The sequence below is a fragment of the Vibrio genomosp. F6 genome (assembly GCF_005146325.1).
Taxonomy (GTDB): domain Bacteria; phylum Pseudomonadota; class Gammaproteobacteria; order Enterobacterales; family Vibrionaceae; genus Vibrio; species Vibrio cortegadensis.
On the sequence record NZ_SYUT01000008.1, the window covers coordinates 1 to 18833 of the forward strand.

Here is an 18833-nt window from a genome sequence, read left to right on the forward strand (position 1 = left end):
CAAGTAAAACTGAAGAATAAAAACCCTACAAATCACGCATAAACAAGCACACAATATCAATTAGCATTCATTCCATTTAAAACTATTAAATTCCTTTTAGTTATAATAATTTTGTGACTCACTTCTAATTTATAAAATAATCAATGTAACTTATTGTTTTGAAAGTCATTTGAATTTGGCCCCAAAATACAAAAAGAGCAAAGGTTTCCCTTTGCTCTTTTCGTGTTTATTTATCTATCGGAGGACAGAAAATTAAAGCATTTTACGTGCTGCCGCTACAACGACTTTGATAGAACGCGCTTCCGTCTCTTTCAACGTTGCGTGATCTGGGATCTCTTTTTGTGTACGGTTGATGATAACACCCGCTACACAACCCGCTTTAAGACCTGAGCTTGCACACATTGTAAGTAGTGTTGCTGATTCCATTTCAAAGTTAAGAACGCCCATATCTTGCCATTCTTGCATTGAACCTTGGAAACGCTTAACTACACGACCAGAGAACGTATCGTAACGCTCTTGACCTGGGTAGAAAGTATCACTTGAAGCAGTTACACCCATGTGAACGGCTGCGCCAGACTCTTCAACGGCAGCTTTCATTGCAGTTGCAATTTCGAAATCAGCAACGGCTGGGAATTCCATAGGAGCGAAATGCAAGCTTGCACCGTCTAAACGAACAGAACCAGTAGTAACGATCATGTCACCTACGTTTACGTGAGATTGAATCGCACCAGTAGTACCAACACGTAAGAAAGTACGAACACCAAGCTGTGCTAGTTCTTCTACAGCAATAGAAGTTGAAGGACCACCGATACCAGTTGAACATACAATAACAGACTTGCCATCAAGCTCTGCACGGTAAAGAGTATATTCACGGTGGCTAGCTAGGAAAACTGGGTTCTCCATTTCTTCAGCAATCTTTTGTACACGAGCCGGATCGCCAGGGATGATAGCAAGAGTAGCGCCATTTAGATCAGCTTCAGTAATACCTAGGTGGAAAACAGCTTGAGACATAAGTCACTCCTTTATGGCTTAGTTAACGAGTTCTTCGCTTCGCTGGCTAAGCACGTATTAAATTGGTTGGGGTACACAACAACTCTAACCAACCTTAGAAGAATAAAGAGTGATATACATCACAACCAACAGCAAGATGTAACATGCGCTTTCACATAAAATCGGTTGGCATCACACTTTTATCATACAAAGAAAACTAGGTTGCATAAATTTGAGATAGAAAAACATTAAACCGAACAAAGTATAGGCACTGAATATGACAAAAAGCCTCTTTTATCTGCTTATCTATTTATTTTCCTAAGCATTTATCGTCGAACATAAAAAAGGTGTTGAACCCAAGAAGTTCAACACCTTTGAATAACTATGATTGAGTTATACTTTCAGTAAGTTCAAAACCGTAGTTTTATTTTATTCATCTATTTTCGATTTAAATTTAAGAAGACGTAAAGCATTAAGTGTCACCAAAGCCGTTGCGCCACTGTCTGCCAATACTGCAACCCATAACCCTGTTATACCTAACAGGCTTGTGACCAGAAATACGCTCTTTAAGCCCAGCGCCAAAATGACATTTTGACGAATATTATTGAGTGTCGCACGTGATAACTCAATCATACCTGCAAGCTCAATCAGTCGATTATGAGTCAAGGCTGAGTCTGCCGTTTCGAGCGCGACATCAGTCCCCCCGCCCATCGCAATACCGACGCTCGCGGCTTTCATTGCTGGAGCATCATTAATCCCATCACCGACCATACCAACGACAGAGTCTGCCGATAGCTTATCCACATAGGTCACTTTATCCTTAGGCAGTAGGCTTGCTTTAAAATCAATCCCGATTTTCTGACTAATGGCTGCAGCACTACGCGGATTATCTCCTGTCAACATAACGGAGTTAATACCCAATTTTTTCAGTGCTTCAATAGCTTGATGAGCATCTTCACGAAGAGTATCTTGCCACGCAATAATACCAATCGCCGCGGTATCTGAACTGGCGACAACAACGGTTTTACCCTGCTCTTCAAGCTGGTGGATCCTATCTAGAACATCACTCTCTAGCTCAACGTTCACTTTCGTTGGCGCTAAAATATAATATTCCGCCCCATCGAGTTCTCCTCGAACGCCACTTCCAACTAAAGCCTGCTTATTGATGGCTTCAGGAATATCAACCCCCAAGCTCTCCGCTTTTCTAACTAGAGAGATTGCAAGCGGGTGACTTGAACCGACTTCAATTGCCGAAACCACCCGTAAAAAAGCCTCCTCTTGCCACCCATTCAGAGTGATCACATCGGTTACTTCTGGTTTGCCTTTCGTTAAAGTACCGGTTTTATCGAAAGCAATCGTTTCAATTTTTCCTAGCTGTTCCAGCGCCGCGCCACCTTTAATTAAAGCACCTCGTCTCGCCCCTGCCGCTAGCCCTGAAGTAATCGCCGCCGGTGTTGAAATCACTAGTGCACAAGGACATGCAATCAATAACAATGCTAAACCACGATAAACCCAAGTTTCCCAAGGTTGAGCAAACAATAGTGGCGGCGTAATGATAACCAGCAGTGAGACCAACATCATGAGTGGCGTATACCAACGACTGAACTTATCTAAAAATCGCTCAAGAGGTGCTTTACGAGATTCCGCCTCTTCTATTAGGTGCAGAATTCGATCTATCGCGTTTTCGCCCTGCTTGGAAGTGATAGAAAAGCGCACCACTTTATCGACTACTACGGCACCTGCCATCACACCTTCGCCTTTAAAACGCTCAACAGGGATCGACTCACCTGTTAATGCACTCTCATCAAAGCTGGCGTTACTGTCTTGTAACTGACCATCTGCGGGTAAACGCGAACCTGGAGAGACTTCGATGACATCACCTGGTGTTAGTTCACTAGCTGAGACTTCAACTCGCTCACCGTTAACAATTTTCACTGCCGACTCTGGTACTAATGCCATTAATGCTTGTACACCACTACGCGCCCTCGAAGCGGCAAAGGCTTCAAGTCGTTCTCCGATAAGGAATAGTAGCAGTACCATTGCTGCTTCAACGGTTTCACCAAGGTACAAAGCCCCAAGCGCTGCGACACTCATTAAGGTTTCAATCGCAAATGGCGTGCCTGACTTAGCTAAAGTGATCGCTTTCTTTGTTACAGGGAATAGGCCAAGTAAGCAGGTAAGGATAAAGACCCACTGGCTGAATTCTGGAGCAATAGGTTTGATCAAAGCGCCAATTGCCATCGCTGAGGCTATCGCAATAATTTGAGCATTGGACTTTAATACAGATTGCCAACCAGAAGCTTGAGGTTCGGAACTGGGAGCGGTTGTTGACCGTAGAGGAAAACCCGTTTTTTTCGCCACTTTTTCGATATGTTCGGCAAGCGATGGATCATCAAAGTTGACGACCAGTTTTTCTGTGGCAAATAAGACTTTAGCGTTAACGACACCTTCAACGTTCTGAATCGCCGTTTCAATCTTTCGAGCACATGATGGGCAATCCATCCCTGAAACTTTCCAGCTTTGAGAGTAGTGACTATTTGATGTTAAGGGCTGACTGTCCTCTTCCGCGGGGTCTGTACCACTGCAACTTGAACCACCACTTTCTGTTTCACAGCAACCTGCCGTTTGTGCCGTGCCTTCAGCAGAAATCGTCGTAATGGTTGGGCTTGAACAACTTCCCTTGCTAGGGGGATTAACACCTGTTTTGCTTGAACAGCACGCATCATGTTTAGTACACATATAGTTATCCTTATTAAAGTATGAATAAATCATACACCTTGGAGTTAGCTCCAAGGTCAAGAAAAACTATCGTGCTACATTCGTTTTTTCGATTTCATCTTCATCAATCGCAACTTCATCAATCAAAATGGCATCATGGGAACAAAATGGCTGTGTATTGATACAAATGATGGCGGGATCATCATCGTCTTCATCAGGAACGTCACTGTTTTTCATTATTTCAGCAATGTGATGACGCAAAGCCCATATCGCAATTAAGCCAAATAGAATATTACCTATCGCTTGACCATATAGTACACCAAGGGCCCCGTGCCAATACGCTCCAAGAGTAACGAATGGTAGCGTGCCTAATGTCGCTTTCCCCAGATTTAAAACCGTTGAATAGATGGGTTTGCCCAAATTATTGAATGACGTATTCGCAACAAACAGTGCCCCATTAAACACAAAAGTGATCGCAACGTATGTGCAAAAGGCCCTTAACATGACAGCGGCATCCCCTTGCAAACTAAACGCTGCCACAATGAAATCTTGCACCAAATAAAGACCGCTACAAACCACCATCGTATAAACAGTGGTCACCACCAAAGAGTTACTCAACGTTTCCTTCACTCGCGTGATTTTATCGGCACCAAAGTTTTGACCAATGATCGGTCCAACAGCTCCAGACAGTGCAAATATCACCGCAAAGCAGACAGGAGTCAGACGCCCGACAACCGCGTAGCCAGCCACAAAGTCTTCTCCAAATTGTGCGATGGCTGAGGTCACTATGGCATTACCAATAGGTGTCGCGGTATTAGTCAGAATGGCGGGCAATGCGATGGCCAGAATATTCCTGATATGCAGTTGCCATGCTGAGAAATTGGGGACCGCGACTAAGTTATGAACACGAATAAGAGGGTATAGGGAAAAGAAGAGAACCGTTGCTCTTGCAAATACAGATGCCAATGCTGCACCTTCAACGTTCCAACCAAAACCAAAAATAAAAATGGGGTCAAGGATCGCATTAACAATACCGCCAGACAGCGTCGCCCACATTGACCGCTTGGCATCGCCTGCCGCTCTTAGCCCTGCTCCTGCCGCCATCGCTAATGCAATAAAAGGACTGCTTGGTAATAAAATACGCAAATACGCTTCTGCTCTTTCAGCCGCAAGACCTTTTGCGCCTATTGCAGACAACAGCTCAGGTATATAAGTGAACATCACACTTGTCACTAAGACACTAATAAAAAATGCAGTAATCAATATGCTGACGCTTAATTGCCTAGCGGTCTGTGCCTGTTTTGCTCCGATGGACTTTGAAACCAACGCCCCCATCGCAATTGAAGTCCCGATTGAAACGGAGGTGGTAAAAAAGGTCAATGTTCCAGCAAAACCAACCGCAGCCGCTAACTCCACTTGTCCCAACATACTAATGAACAGCATATCTAATAGATCAACCACGAACAGCGCCATCAAGCCGATAGAGCCTGACCCTGTCATTACTAGAATGTGTTTCATTGTTGAGCCTTCAACAAACTTAGCGTTCTGTGTGGTCATTGACTCTCCGTCATCATCGTTTTTATGACTATCATTATATCGCTTGAACAACAAAAGGCGCTCTTGGCGCCCCTTGCTTATTTCTCTATTTCTCTATTTCTCTATTTCTCTACAGAATAAATCCATCACACTGGGTGCTTGAAACACTCTTCGAGATTTTTACCTATCGCTCTTAGAACATCACGACGAGTAATAATGCCAACCAGTTTTTTATTATCAATCACTGGGTACACTTTCGGCTTTCCTACTTTCATCATCCCCGCTAAATCGATAATAGTCATATCAGGGCTCACAGACAAAACCTCTGCATGCATACAGTCACCAACAATATGCGTGTCTTGACAGAAATAGCTCACCTTCACCAATTTATCGAGTAAATCTTGCTCGGATAAGAAACCGATTACCTCTTCGGCATCATTAATAACAGGGCCGCCTAAATGGTCCGTTTTCATGACTTTGTCTAAAGCGGCACTTAAAGGCATATCAACGGTGAATGTTACCGCGCGCTGAGTCATATAATCTCGAACTCTCAATGATTCCATATCTATCTCCTTATACAGCCACATTATGCTGCCTATAGAGTAATTGTTGTCTAATTTCTTGATTTTACTAAATGGATTACAACAATTTTATTAATAGGCAAAACCTATCACTAGCAAGAACGTTGAAATAAAAGGGCTTGAGGAGGGTTAATAGAGAAATTTATTTTTTTCTCATCGTGTTTTTTCTACATCTCGCATGGTGAACACTGCGCTCACGAGTGAAACAATAAAGGGGACACAGTAAGTTAGCAGCGCTTTGGTCCAACTAAAAACCCCTAGTCCCCAAATCGCATCATACTGATTGATTACATTCAAAATGCTGCCTACCACCAAAGCAATGATAAACGCCCGCTTATATAGCACTTTCGGCATAGTCCTCTCCATTTGTTTGTAAACGGCTAACGGGTACCACTCATGTTCAATGGCATTGGTGCATTAATTGTATTTGCCAATAAGAGTAAGTATGGTGACAAACGTTTGAATGAACAATGTGACGCCTTCCACGACGAAACTAAGAAAGTTGACTAATACCATGAAACACTATTTCACTAAGCTCTACCAAGGGATATCTCACCACATTATGGACGCTTTAGACTTTCAATCTAGGATCTGGGTTATCCGTATTACTGAAAGTACATTTAAAGATCAGTCATTCATTATTAATGAAGATAGTTTTAGTGAATCTCTACAGTGGATGAAACAGCGTAATTATTCTGTCGAAATGTTAGAACAAGTAGAAAAAATGGCAATATCGCAGGTGAATTCCTTCCAATTTGGCGATCAACACCACCAACTTATGCGAGTAAAGTAGGTAGGCACATTGCACTTACTTATTAACTTAAAAATAAGTGCAATGTGGATGATCAGCTCAAAGTCTTATCCGTTTGATTGACAATATGACTGCCAATATTCAAGAGCCTGTTTATAGGCCAATTCTCTATCGTGCAGATCTGCAAACAAAACCGCACTCATCGTATCAACCACGGCATTCGCCATTAATACCAACTCGCTGTCAGGCGTCCCTAAAATGCATGAAGACGGCAGTGGGATATCCTCTGACATCATTTCTGGCCAGTAGTACGATTCAACACCTTCAGGCGTGCTCATCCACACCGTTTGGCTCACTTTAGGGTTATATTCAGATTCACCGGACTGACCTTTAAAAGAGATAACTGAGTGTGACTGAATCCCAATTACATGCTCAACTTCTGCATGAAGCTGTTGAAAACCGGGATGAAAGCTACCACGAAGCCCCAAACGCCCCCCGCCTGGGTTCAGAGCTCTTACAACTGTGTTAATTGGCGTACGTAGGCCATAGCGGTTTTTCCAACCTAACATTGTTTTCGCTTGTGGAGCAAAACTGTCTAAAGGTAAGTAAGCAATATTGGATTGACTCAGATGCTCTTGTGCTTGTTCGACCGATTCAGCAGGGACAATATTAAACAAATGTAGATAGCTCTCAGCGTGTTCACGCCCACTCGGTTTATCCATATAACCATGCATTAAGACCCTGAAACCATTATGAGCAAGGATATTAGCAGCCAACAGATGCCAAGGTTTCGCACTGCTTTTATCATTACGCTTACCGGCATAGCATGGCCAATCAATATCGACACCCATGTTTGGCACTCTTGATTGAAACGCTTTAACAAAACCAGCAATTTCAGCATTGGTCTCATTCTGCACTCTAATCAGCATAAGGAGCATCGCCATTTGGTCATCGCCCACTTGGCCATCAAGGTATTCATCCATGACTTGATACGCTTGCTCAAATGAGAGAGGTTTTCTCCCTCGCTCACCTCGACCAACCGCTCGTATGCACTCTAAAATTATGCTCATCCTTTCCTCTACGATCTAAGTACCCAGTTATCACAACATGCTATGGCGAAAAGCTCACTCAAACAACTTATTATCACAAAGGAATCAATTTGATTTTAAGCCACTTGAATCTCCCATAGTAAACAGGGATGATTGCGCCGATTAAGTGGAATTGAAAGTTTGTGCCATTCATCTACGTTCAATTCAAACGCTATGCATAGGAATAAATGATGTCAGAACTAAATACAAAAATTGAAAGAAACGAAACCAAACAGCGTATGAGCCGTGCCGTTGTGCATAACGGAGTAATCTACCTTTGTGGGCAAGTAGCGAAAGACTCAACAAAAGACATTACAGAGCAAACTCAAACCATGTTGGACAAAGTGGATGAATTGCTAACGAACTACGGTTCAAACCGTGAAAGTATGCTTTCTGCCACTATCTATGTGAAAACAATGGCTGACTTTGCTGAGATGAACGCAGTATGGGATGCTTGGGTACCAGAAGGTCATGCTCCTGCTCGTGCTTGTGTAGAAGCGAGTATGGCAAGAGAAGAACTGCTGGTCGAAATTTCAGTGATTGCCGCACAAGTCCGCTAGTCGATTGAAATGGGTTGAATATTTTTAGACGAATTTGTTCAACCCTTAATTTTATAAACTGAGCAAATACAAAGAGTCACTGATTTATTCGCTTTTTTACTGCGTATCTTTTGAAAAAACTTACCAAAAAGCTTTACACGGTTCGAAAACTCTATATGATAGCGCTCACTCTGTAGTTCAGAGTTATTAATGAAACAAGTAAGTAAAGAAAGACCTAGATTCATTTGCGTAACCGTTTGTGTTTTAAGAGTTTCCCTTGGCTTCATCGTAACATCGATAATTCGAATCTCAGCAAATCGCATTGGCGATTTTTTTCCTCAACGAATTTATATAAGGGACATAATATGTCTAAAACAACTGGTAGCGTAAAATGGTTCAACGAAACTAAAGGTTTCGGTTTCCTAACTCAAGACAACGGCGGCGCTGACGTATTCGTACACTTCCGTGCAATCGCTTCTGAAGGTTTCAAAACTCTTGCTGAAGGCCAAAAAGTGTCTTTTGAAGTAGAGCAAGGCCCTAAAGGTCTTCAAGCAGCAAACGTTGTTGCTGAGTAATTCTTACTTTAAGTAAAGAATTTCAAAAGGTCGCTCATTGAGCGGCCTTTTTTGTATCTGTCATATTTAACTTTTTTGTATCTGTCATATTTAAAAGCAGAAACAGTTCTCTTTGTATAGGTCACATACAAAAAAAGGTAAGAGTATCATCTACTCTCACCCTCTTTTACATTCTAGGTTCCGACTCTTCATTACTGCTTTTTAAATTGGAGATAGCTAAATAGCGATAACAGACTAAAAAATGCTGGGTCACTCCAACCAAAACCGGTGAAAATGCCGATAATGCCAGCGTACAAAGTAATCGCAACGCCTAACAGGTTGAGAATAGTCAGAGCAAGAAACAGATTCCTCGCCAATTTTCCGACTTCAATATCTCGTAGTAATAGACTTATTGCACCAATTCCACCCAGAAAGATCGACGTATGTTGGGAAAGAAAATAGGCGTATTGATCATTAATTTCCAAGCCATACATTGGCCACATTATGCTAGGGACCACAAACAGTGCGATTGCAAATACAGTATAGATAGCACCGTGCACTGTTAAAAACATTTTATTATTCATCTGTTACTCCTCTCCCTCACATCAACCTTTTTACCTCAACCAGCACATTTATGAACGCGCGCTAATTGGGCCTTTATTGATCAAGGAAAGCGTTTCGTTTACGTCGAAAATTTTACCAACGATATTGGTGATACCCATTTCGCCTAAACGAGCACTGTGCATTTCCAAATAATTTTTTGCGCTTGCTTCATCTTCAAACAGGTAGATACCGCCGCCTAATTGTAGCACTTCACTTTCAGTCCAGATTTTCCAAATCATTCCTGGTTCATGGTTGATGGATTCAGCAAGCCCGACTAGCATTGTCGCCATCTCTTCACCAAATGGGCCTGAGTAATCAAAATCAACTTGTAGTAATTTATTCATCATGTGTCTCCAAATTTAATATCAATACTGAACAAAACCGCCCAATCAGAATATTTTTCATCCGTTGATTGACTCGGTGTGCAATAATAATACCTGTATAAATTAAACATTAAAGTTCATAAAACCGTACGTTACTGTGGAAAAATTAGACCAATGAGATTAAAAACGACCTTAGATCAGTGGCTAACCTTATATGAGATTGACCGTGCTGGAAGCATTCAAGCAGCGGCGGCACAACTCAATAAAAGCCACACCACCCTGATTTATGCATTACGTAAACTTGAGGATCAACTTGGGGTATCCCTCGTTCAAATCGTAGGACGAAAAGCCGTGCTCACGGATAGTGGAAAGTCTTTATTACGTCGGGCTGGTTCAATGCTTGAGCAAGCACGAGAGCTAGAAGAGATCAGCACTCAATTGGCTCAGGGCATTGAATCGGAGATCACCATTGCGATTGATCACCTATGCGATCGGCAATGGCTTTATGAACCGCTCTCGCGCTACCTTGAACAAAATAGCAGTACTTCTATTCAAGTCGTCGAAACATCGCTATCCAAAACAACAGAGATGGTGGTGACTCAACAAGCCGATATTGCGATCATTACTCTGCCTATCACCAACTATTCATCTGAAGCTTTTGGAATCGCGACCATGCTGCCGGTGATAGAAAAACATCACCCGTTAGCCCAAAAGGAGCTGCTTAACTTAAATGATTTCACAACCACATGCCAAATTGTTGTAAGGGATTTAGGGGAAGATACTGCGCAAGATGTTGGATGGTTAAAAGCACGCCAGAGAATTACCGTAGACAATTTCGATCACGCTTGGCAAGCCGTACAACAAGGCGTAGGGTTTTGTCGCCTACCTGAGCATGTGATTAAATCCAAAAACGATGACAGTGTTGTCATTCTCAATGTAGAAAATGCACAACGCTACCAAGTCCCTTTACACCTCACTCTCCCTAAAGGTGCAAAGACAGGTCCTGCGGCTCAATCTTTATTTAAAGCGTTAATCGATAGTGTGGCTTTTAGGGTTTAATCACTTGGCTATAGTTGATGATTGATGATTGATGATTGATGATTGATGATTGATGATTCACTGTATTTGTCGTTACTTATCGATTAAAAGCACTCTTGTATATCGATATAGCGCTGACGAATGTGTTCAATGAGCGCCTGAATACGTTTAGCTGGTTTTTTTGTATAAGGGTATACCGCATAAATACCGACCACTTTATTGCTGTATGGTTTTAATATTTCAACCAACTTTCCTTGCTGAATATCGTCATACACCAAACAGGTTGGAAGGTACGCCACCCCATTATTGGCAAGGGCGCACTGCCTTAATGCCGCAGAGTTATCAGACGAAAAATTACCCGTCACTTTTAATGTGTATACATCGCTATTGTTTTTGAATTGCCAATCAAATGTTCCGCTGCTTTCATGGGTGTAACCAATACAGTTATGATGGCGTAAATCTTTGGGTGTTTCAGGGATGCCATGCTCTTGTAAATATTCAGGAGACGCACAGATTATCCAATGTGAATTAAAAATGTAGCGGGCAATCAAGCTGGAATCTTCCAAGTACCCCGTTCGAATGACGAGATCATAATTATCCGCCACCAAATCGACAAAATTATTGTCCATCGACATATCAACAGTTAGCCCAGGATGCTCCTGACAAAAGTCTGAAATTGCTTTCGCCAGCAATAACTCACCCGATATCGTAGGGACAGACATCCGAATGTGACCAGATAAGTTTTCGTTATACCCAGTTATCGCATCAAAAGCCGCTTTCGCTGCGGAGTTAATGTCTTTCGCTCGATAATAGAGAACCTCTCCCGCCTCGGTTAATGTAAGTTTTCTTGTAGTGCGGTACAAAAGTTGAGTACCTAAGTCTGCCTCTAATTTACTCACCCGCTTACTTACCATTGATTTTGTAATGTTGTTCGCTTCAGCAACCTTGCTAAATGAACCAAATTCAACAACTTGAGTAAACAAAACAAGGTCATCTATCTGTGGCATTTACGTATCTCTAGCTTTTGTAATGATAAATTGAGTATATACATTTCTCTCATTTTAAACGACGCATGCCCCTCATAAGATTTACTCTGACTTCACGAAAAGTTACGAAATGTTTGTCTCAGCAAATAAAAAGGGCACATTCACTTCTCTCTTTCTAGTGAATGTGCCCACTTACCCTGCTCCCGAAAGGTAAATTCTTACTCATCGAATGGATCGATCATCTTACAAATAAGCAATCATGAGCCAGACCATTCGATTACATGTCATCAATGACGATATAAGTGGCGTAAATTGGCCCATGCACCCCAACCACTTTGATCAATTCAATATCTGCCGTTGAGCTTGGCCCTGAGATAAAATTGACGCATGACGGTAAACGTTCGCCACGCTTGGCTTTTTCGTGCAACACATCGGTCGCTTGAGTTAGCCGCGCCACCAGCGTACTTTTCGGTACAACAAAAACCGAGGCTTCAGGTAACAAGCTTATCGCACGGCCTTGCGCTGGATGGCTGTACAACACCATCGTTCCAGACTCAGCAAGCGCTTGTTCAGCAAATACCACCCCCACTTTCGCGCGTTCAGCAATCAGAATGTTGGCATCATAGCCTGCGCTTTGGTCCCAAACATAAACATGATGGCGATCTGTCGCAAGCGCTTGCGGCGAAATCAACGCTAATAAACGCTCAGATGCAGAAAAAAGTGTGTCACCTTCGACTGCTTCACCTTGATCATCTTCGCAGTACGACAAACAGACCTCTTTTAGAGTCGCTTCTAGTTGCGATGCCGTTGTTACAATGGCTTTTGCACCAAGAGCCGTTTGAGTGTAATGCAGTAATTCTGTTTTCAGCTCATCTTGACTTAACGTTGCCATCACTTCTTTGTGACAAGTATGTTTTAACTCTGGACGTTCGACCTGCTCTAATGGCTTATCCCGACCAAGTTTGCTCGCAATATTACTTAAAAACGACTCTCGATTATGGAGGCGTTGTTCTCTATCTACTGTTTTATCACATGACATAACCACCGCTCCTACTTCTTATTTCTTGTTTCAAACCAGCTTCGGAATGATTGTCCATCCGGCTCTGGTAGATCACGGGTTTGTGCCCACTTACCAATAGCACCAACGTTCAGCGGCATTTTTCCGTTTTTGATAATTTTACCAGCCACTGAGGCACCAATTTTCACCCCGGTATTCCACAACATCGGAGTGGCATTCAATATATTGAACCCACGCACTACCGCGCGCTCACTTAATGGTGTGATGCCCTGCTCCGCCATTTTTTCACGGTGCTTCATCAGCAGATCGGAAAGCGGAATTTTTACCGGACACACGTCATGACAGGCTTTACACAAGCTACATGCATAAGGAAGATCTTTGAAATCATCGTATCCACCCAGCAGAGGAGACAACACCGCTCCAATTGGGCCTGAATAGATCGAACCATAAGATTGACCACCAATATGGCGATAAGCAGGGCACGTATTCACACATGCCGCACATCGAACGCAGCGTAGAATATCTTTAAACTCAGAACCTAAAATATCCGAGCGACCGTTATCGACAATCACCAGATGAAACTCTTCTGGCCCATCGCACTGCTCATCTTCTCTTGGCCCTGTAAGTGCAGTCACATACCCCGTCAAAGGGATACCAACCGCACTGCGACACAGTAAGCTAATGACTATATCTAACTCTTCAAATGTTGGAACAATTCGCTCCATGCCCATCACGGCAATATGGGTTTTCGGCAAACTTGTGGCTAAACGTGCATTACCTTCATTGGTCACCAAGGCGACAGTGCCTGACTCTGCGACCGCAAAGTTACAACCCGTAATGCCAATATCCGCTTCTAAGAAATCGTGACGAATATGGTCGCGAACAAAGCGCGTCATCTCTTCAGGATCATTACTGCCTTGATAATTCAGTTTGTCTTTGAAGATATCTTTAATTTGAGTTCTGTTTTTATGCAGCGCTGGCACCACGATGTGCGAGGGTGGATCGCAATCATCCACTTGCAAAATATATTCGCCTAAATCCGTCTCGATCACTTCGCAGTTATTACGTTCGATCATCTGATTCAAGCCGATCTCTTCAGTCACCATCGATTTTGATTTCACGACTTTTTGAGCGTTTTTATCTTTGATGATCTGTTCAATGTAATCCGTCGCTTCTTGCGCTGTCTTCGCAAAATGAACATGCCCACCATTATCGAGCACCTTTTCACTGAGCTGATGCAAATAGTAATCTAAATTTTCAAGCACATGATTACGGACGTCCATCCCCATCTCACGCCATTGATCCCAATTACCAAGTTTATCTGCGGCAATTTGGCGATTAGTAAACATACGTTCTTGCGCATTTGCGACAGACTTACGCATGAAGTCATCTTTCATCTGTACGTCAATTCGTTGCTTGAACTTAACGTCACTGGTTTTCATAGACATGGTTCTTAACTCCTATCGGCTTAACAGAACATCGACAATATGCATTACTTTAATTGGCTGCCCTTCACGAGTCATACGGCCACCAATATTGATCAAGCAACTAATGTCCGCCCCGATAAGATATTCAGGCTCTACGGCACTAATATGCTGGACTTTCTCTTTTACCATTTCGCCTGAAATTTCAGACATCTTGACCGAAAATGTTCCGCCAAATCCACAGCATGTCTCTTGGTTTTTAATTGGGACCATCTCTAAGCCTTCCACATTTGCCAAAAGCTTAAGTGGCTCCTCCCTTACCCCCAATTTACGAATAAGGCTGCACGATGGATGATAGACACCACGCCCTTTCAAGCGAGCACCAACGTTCGTCACACCAAGATGGTTAACAATGAATTGCGTTAATTCAAAAAAACGGTCCGCTACTTTTTGCGCTCTTTCTGCCCACTCAGGCTCATCAGCCAAGTACTCAGGGTATTTTTTTATAGATGCCGCGCAAGAGCCCGCTGGAGTAACAATTGGATAGTCGTTACTTTCAAATGCCGTAATTAGGTTTTTCATTCCCGGCTTGCTCTGATCAATGTAACCACTATTGATAGAAGGTTGACCACAGCAGCTCTGTTGCTTTGGAAAAATGATTTCACAGCCAAGATCTTCAAGTAAAAGGACTGTTTTTTTCGCGACATCTGCTTTTACCGTGTCACAAAGACAAGTAACAAAAAAGTTAACCTTCATAGTATTGCTCCAGTTAAAAGATCCATTTTCTTAATAGATTTTTTCTTTAATAAATTGTTTCTTTAGCAAATTGTTTCTTTAACAAATATAGAAGTAAGCTCACCCTCGCGCTCTGTTTCCAAAGCCCCTACTACAGGTGGGTGAGCCAAATTGGTTTAGATTGCTAAGCTCACCACAGCCACGATTACGCCGTATAAAATCATAGGAACGACGGTACGCTTGATGATGTAACCTTCTTTATTGGAGATACCCAAGATGGTTGATACCGCAATAATATTATTAATGCAGACCATGTTACCCATTGAGCCACCGACGGATTGCAGCGCTAAAATCAGGTGTTCCGATAAGCCCACGTTTTGCGCAATACTCTGTTGAATGCCCCCGAAAGTCAGGTTAGATACCGTTGCAGACCCAGAGAAGAAAGCCCCTAAAGCACCAAGGTATGAAGCAAAGAATTGCCAGTTTGTGCCCATAAGATCAGAGAACGCACGACCTGTTGTCATAATCGGAGAGTTTTCGCCCCCCATCATCATGAAATTAACCATAATCAATGCTCCAACAAGCGCGATAAATGGCACTTTGATTCGGCTACCAGTTTCGGTAAACACTTGCTTCATCTGTGATTTCGACATGCCAAAAATGACAGCTGAAATCATCACCACAAGAAAGAATGGGATTAGAGCAGGAACATACAGCGTTTTATATGCCCAACTGATGTCGGTTCCGAGAATATGGGCAAACTTAATGATCAACGCATGGCTTACACTGAACTCACCAAACCAACCTAGGTTGAAATGCAGCATTGGTGTGGCATCCACCAGCAAGGCTTTGATTCCTAGCTGCTGAATTCGAGTCACAATCAAGATAGCAATCAACAATAATGTCGGGCTCATGGCTTTAATAACTTGAGCAAATGGAATCTTTTTGGCAGGCGCTTCATCACTCGCGTCCTGCTTTTCCATCCCTATATTGAATCGAGCAAGCAAAATTGAGATAGATAGACCAATGGCTCCACCGACTAATGCTGGGAATTCATAGTTCCACTGAGCGAACAGCAAATATGGCACTGTGCATGAAAAAATACTCAATTGGACAAAGATAAAGTTCCTAGCAATCGCACGCCAATCGACGACAAAGCTCAGAGCTATCACAGGAATAACGGTCGCAGCCACGGTATGTAGAAACGCAGAATATTGACCAATAGTGAGCAGTGATGCTTCATCTAAATTCAGTCCACCGAAACCAAACCATGTCGGAGTTCCTACCGCACCAAACGAAACCGGAACCGAGTTCATGATAAGTGCTAGCATTGCCACTCTTAGTGGAGGAAAACCTAAACCGACAAGGATAGGCGCCGCAATGGCCGCAGGGGTTCCAAAACCGGATGCCCCTTCGATCATGAAGGCAAATGCCCAACCAATAATCATCAGTTGCGCGATTTGGTTACGGCTGATGCTCTCTAGCCAGTGGCGAATAACGGTCTCCGCCCCTGACAGTGCAATCGTTCTGTTTAGTAAAATAGCCCCTGCGATAATTGAGATTGGAGTGATAGCCGAAAGGCTACCAGCAATGATGTTCGCGCTAAGGTCCGTCAGGTTTGCGCCAAAGTAAAACAGTTGAAATATTCCGACCAGTAATGCAGTGATAGGCAGTGCAAAATGGGATGGTAATGCATTTTTCTTGGTCATCATCCAAATTAAAAGGACAATCGGTATTGTAGAGATAATCAAATTTAACATGATATTGTTCACTAATAGTTATTGTTTTTTTGCTGTTAGTAATATTTTTATTACCAAGAATTCATTTCAATAATCACTCTTGTGAAATATATTCTAGACATTTAAAACCGTCTGACTACCTCTAAATACTCATAACAATTAACAAAGCAGTATCATTTGTGACATTAAACCACTCAAAACATACGGGAAATACAACAATGCAAATAAAAACAGTTAGTTAGTGATTTTTATAACTTTATCGAAAAGGTAATTAAGCTTATTTTGGAAACAAAGAAAGTCACTTTAACGCCCAATAGTATCCAATAGGCAACCAGATAAACACGAATGAGAATGAATCCCCACATCAAACAAGACAAAAATGACTAGAATTATATTTAAATGTTAATAGGATCTTAATATCTGTATATTTTCATTTTAATAAATAAAATAAAACGTAGTGAATATAATATTCGAGAAAAAAGTGGCGTATTTCATTATTTTTGATAGCGACTCTATTTATAACAACAATGCCTTACTTCGCATTTCTTCGCTGATACAAACCTCAATATCAAATTAATCTTAAACACGATATCGCCTAATCAATCTAACCAATACTTGATCGTTCAGCGCTTGATAGGTATATTCAATCGCAATTCGACGATAAACTTTGAGTCACAATAATGGGTATGAGCTGCATAGAAGCAACCGCTCAAGCTTTCTCTGTTACAGAGCAAGATCTTGAACAAGAAAAACATTTTGCTGTGTTATCGAAAGCACTTTCTCATCCTGCTCGCGTAAGGATCCTAAAAATTCTCTTAAATTTAGATAACTTAGGGGGCTGTTTAAACAGTGATCTCGTTTCTGAATTAGGGTTGGCACAATCTACAGTTTCGGAACATCTACGCATTCTGAAGCAGGCCGAGTTTATATCTGCAAAACCTTTCCCACCTAGAATGTGCTATCGCATTAACCGCAAGAAGATTGAAGAGTTCTCCGCTCTCTTTTCTACGATCATGAAGTAGTTCGATGGATTTTGAACGCTTTGCACCCATTGAAGTGAGCAAAATTAGTGAGCTCTAGGGATAGCTTTGAGAGGAATTGATCTTTTTTCTGGATGCTAGGCTCAATAGATAAGTGCAAAACATTCAACACTGATAATTTTTTGTCTTTCTTACAGTCCATCCGGGCGACAAGTTTACCATCCCAGAGAATTGGCAAACTAAAATAGCCATATTGACGCTTTGGCTCAGGAACATAGCACTCTAAAAGATAATCAAATTCGAATAGCGCTTTCATTCGTTTACGCTGAATGAGCAGATTATCAAATGGTGAAAGGATTTTAACTTGGCTACGATTAAGAGGTTGATTAAGCAGTTCAAGCGATTCTGAAGTCGTATAATAGCGCTGCTTTCCAACATCAACGGCAATAATGTCACCATTGCTTGTCATCTCTTTCATGGTTGCATTAAGGAGCGGCTTAATATTTTTAAGAAGATACGTCATCTCGGATGCCGTCCCAAGCCCATTCGCAGCAATGTACGACAAAATTAAAAAGCGTGCGTACTCCTCTTTACTTGGCACACTGGTATCTACCTCCGTCGGTAACACTCTTTCTGTCAGGTCATAGACTTTATGAAAATTTCTCCGCTCTGGCACCATGAGTTCACCTTGCATGAACAAGTTTTCTAATGCTCGTTTCGCTGGCTTACTTCCCCACCCGTCGCTGCTTTTATCTGCACCGTCAAAGTCTTTCGCCATCAACGGCCCTTCATCCGCAATTCGTTGTCGCACTGAATCCATTAACTGATAGTCACATTTATACCAATGACTCTGCTCTCCGGAGGCAAATGCTTTCTTTCTCAATAGACTAAAACGATATTGACTCATCGGTAAGTAAGCGGCAGCGTGAGACCAATATTCAAACACTTTCTTGTCGGATAATAGCTGATCTAAATGTGCAGGTTGGTATCGCGGACTGCGATTCCAAAGCGTGTGATGATGGGCTCTTTGCACCACAGAGATAGTATCAATCTGAATATAGCCCAAGTGCTCTATCGCGGATAACGTCGCCTCTAATCCGCTAACTTTCTGCTTTCTTGGGGGGATTTTCTGAGCGTGTAAAACCAATTTTCTTGCTTGCTGGTAAGACAGTGATTCCGTCATCATTTACTCTCAACCTTTACAGATAAACAATATATTTTTTGTTGCAA

The 18833-nt window shown here is 42.2% G+C and carries 19 protein-coding genes; 5 read left to right on the forward strand and 14 right to left on the reverse strand.

The window, feature by feature from the left end; translation table 11 throughout:
- Window positions 1–252: 252 nt before the first annotated feature.
- The 5 genes from udp to nrtS form a co-directional block, all read right to left on the reverse strand.
- Entirely contained in the window at window positions 253–1011 is a 759-nt protein-coding gene (udp, locus tag FCV43_RS00240) for a uridine phosphorylase (protein WP_136993683.1), read from the reverse strand.
- 408 nt (window positions 1012–1419) lie between these two features.
- Complete coding sequence (locus FCV43_RS00245; RefSeq protein WP_136993684.1) at window positions 1420–3729, reverse strand: zinc/cadmium/mercury/lead-transporting ATPase; 2310 nt, start codon at window positions 3727–3729, stop codon at window positions 1420–1422.
- A gap of 66 nt (window positions 3730–3795) precedes the next feature.
- Complete coding sequence (locus FCV43_RS00250; protein ID WP_136993685.1) at window positions 3796–5265, reverse strand: MATE family efflux transporter; 1470 nt, start codon at window positions 5263–5265, stop codon at window positions 3796–3798.
- Window positions 5266–5390: 125 nt separating this feature from the next.
- Window positions 5391–5807: a CBS domain-containing protein gene (locus FCV43_RS00255; protein ID WP_017052674.1), complete on the reverse strand. Its 417-nt coding sequence runs from the start codon at window positions 5805–5807 to the stop codon at window positions 5391–5393.
- 171 nt (window positions 5808–5978) lie between these two features.
- Complete coding sequence (gene nrtS, locus FCV43_RS00260) at window positions 5979–6179, reverse strand: nitrate/nitrite transporter NrtS (RefSeq protein WP_017052675.1); 201 nt, start codon at window positions 6177–6179, stop codon at window positions 5979–5981.
- Window positions 6180–6339: 160 nt separating this feature from the next.
- Between nrtS and FCV43_RS00265 the strand changes: the two genes are divergently transcribed.
- The gene (locus FCV43_RS00265) at window positions 6340–6618 is read left to right on the forward strand and encodes a hypothetical protein (protein WP_050988736.1); all 279 of its coding nucleotides are present in this window, start codon (window positions 6340–6342) and stop codon (window positions 6616–6618) included.
- A 65-nt stretch (window positions 6619–6683) separates the two neighbouring features.
- Here FCV43_RS00265 and FCV43_RS00270 read toward each other — a convergent pair whose 3' ends face one another.
- Window positions 6684–7646, reverse strand: a complete 963-nt coding sequence (locus FCV43_RS00270) for a glycosyl transferase family protein (RefSeq protein WP_136993686.1) — start codon at window positions 7644–7646, stop codon at window positions 6684–6686.
- 209 nt (window positions 7647–7855) lie between these two features.
- Between FCV43_RS00270 and FCV43_RS00275 the strand changes: the two genes are divergently transcribed.
- Both FCV43_RS00275 and cspE read left to right on the forward strand, forming a co-directional pair.
- Entirely contained in the window at window positions 7856–8224 is a 369-nt protein-coding gene (locus tag FCV43_RS00275) for a RidA family protein (protein WP_017052678.1), read from the forward strand.
- A gap of 344 nt (window positions 8225–8568) precedes the next feature.
- A complete protein-coding gene (gene cspE, locus FCV43_RS00280) occupies window positions 8569–8778 on the forward strand; it encodes a transcription antiterminator/RNA stability regulator CspE (RefSeq protein ID WP_017052680.1) in 210 nt (69 codons plus the stop codon).
- A gap of 191 nt (window positions 8779–8969) precedes the next feature.
- Here the strand turns inward: cspE and FCV43_RS00285 are convergent, their stop codons facing one another.
- Together FCV43_RS00285 and FCV43_RS00290 are read right to left on the reverse strand one after the other, a co-directional pair.
- Window positions 8970–9341, reverse strand: a complete 372-nt coding sequence (locus tag FCV43_RS00285; RefSeq protein ID WP_113797567.1) for a hypothetical protein — start codon at window positions 9339–9341, stop codon at window positions 8970–8972.
- Window positions 9342–9389: 48 nt separating this feature from the next.
- Complete coding sequence (locus tag FCV43_RS00290; RefSeq protein WP_113797569.1) at window positions 9390–9704, reverse strand: monooxygenase; 315 nt, start codon at window positions 9702–9704, stop codon at window positions 9390–9392.
- 153 nt (window positions 9705–9857) lie between these two features.
- Between FCV43_RS00290 and FCV43_RS00295 the strand changes: the two genes are divergently transcribed.
- On the forward strand, window positions 9858–10742 hold the full coding sequence (locus tag FCV43_RS00295) for a LysR family transcriptional regulator (protein WP_136993687.1): 885 nt from the start codon (window positions 9858–9860) through the stop codon (window positions 10740–10742).
- An 83-nt stretch (window positions 10743–10825) separates the two neighbouring features.
- Here FCV43_RS00295 and FCV43_RS00300 read toward each other — a convergent pair whose 3' ends face one another.
- The 5 genes from FCV43_RS00300 to FCV43_RS00320 form a co-directional block, all read right to left on the reverse strand.
- The gene (locus tag FCV43_RS00300; RefSeq protein ID WP_017052685.1) at window positions 10826–11728 is read right to left on the reverse strand and encodes a LysR family transcriptional regulator; all 903 of its coding nucleotides are present in this window, start codon (window positions 11726–11728) and stop codon (window positions 10826–10828) included.
- A 256-nt stretch (window positions 11729–11984) separates the two neighbouring features.
- Entirely contained in the window at window positions 11985–12746 is a 762-nt protein-coding gene (locus tag FCV43_RS00305; RefSeq protein ID WP_136993688.1) for a LutC/YkgG family protein, read from the reverse strand.
- A gap of 11 nt (window positions 12747–12757) precedes the next feature.
- Window positions 12758–14173, reverse strand: coding sequence for a LutB/LldF family L-lactate oxidation iron-sulfur protein (locus tag FCV43_RS00310; RefSeq protein WP_113797573.1), 1416 nt, complete (start codon window positions 14171–14173; stop codon window positions 12758–12760).
- 12 nt (window positions 14174–14185) lie between these two features.
- On the reverse strand, window positions 14186–14905 hold the full coding sequence (locus FCV43_RS00315) for a (Fe-S)-binding protein (RefSeq protein ID WP_017052688.1): 720 nt from the start codon (window positions 14903–14905) through the stop codon (window positions 14186–14188).
- A 155-nt stretch (window positions 14906–15060) separates the two neighbouring features.
- Window positions 15061–16644, reverse strand: coding sequence for an L-lactate permease (locus tag FCV43_RS00320; protein WP_136993689.1), 1584 nt, complete (start codon window positions 16642–16644; stop codon window positions 15061–15063).
- 659 nt (window positions 16645–17303) lie between these two features.
- Here FCV43_RS00320 and FCV43_RS00325 point away from each other — a divergent pair.
- Window positions 17304–17645, forward strand: coding sequence for an ArsR/SmtB family transcription factor (locus tag FCV43_RS00325; RefSeq protein WP_017052690.1), 342 nt, complete (start codon window positions 17304–17306; stop codon window positions 17643–17645).
- Here the strand turns inward: FCV43_RS00325 and FCV43_RS00330 are convergent.
- A complete protein-coding gene (locus FCV43_RS00330) occupies window positions 17635–18786 on the reverse strand; it encodes a winged helix-turn-helix domain-containing protein (RefSeq protein ID WP_136993699.1) in 1152 nt (383 codons plus the stop codon). The genes FCV43_RS00325 and FCV43_RS00330 overlap by 11 nt on opposite strands.
- Window positions 18787–18833 lie beyond the last annotated feature (47 nt).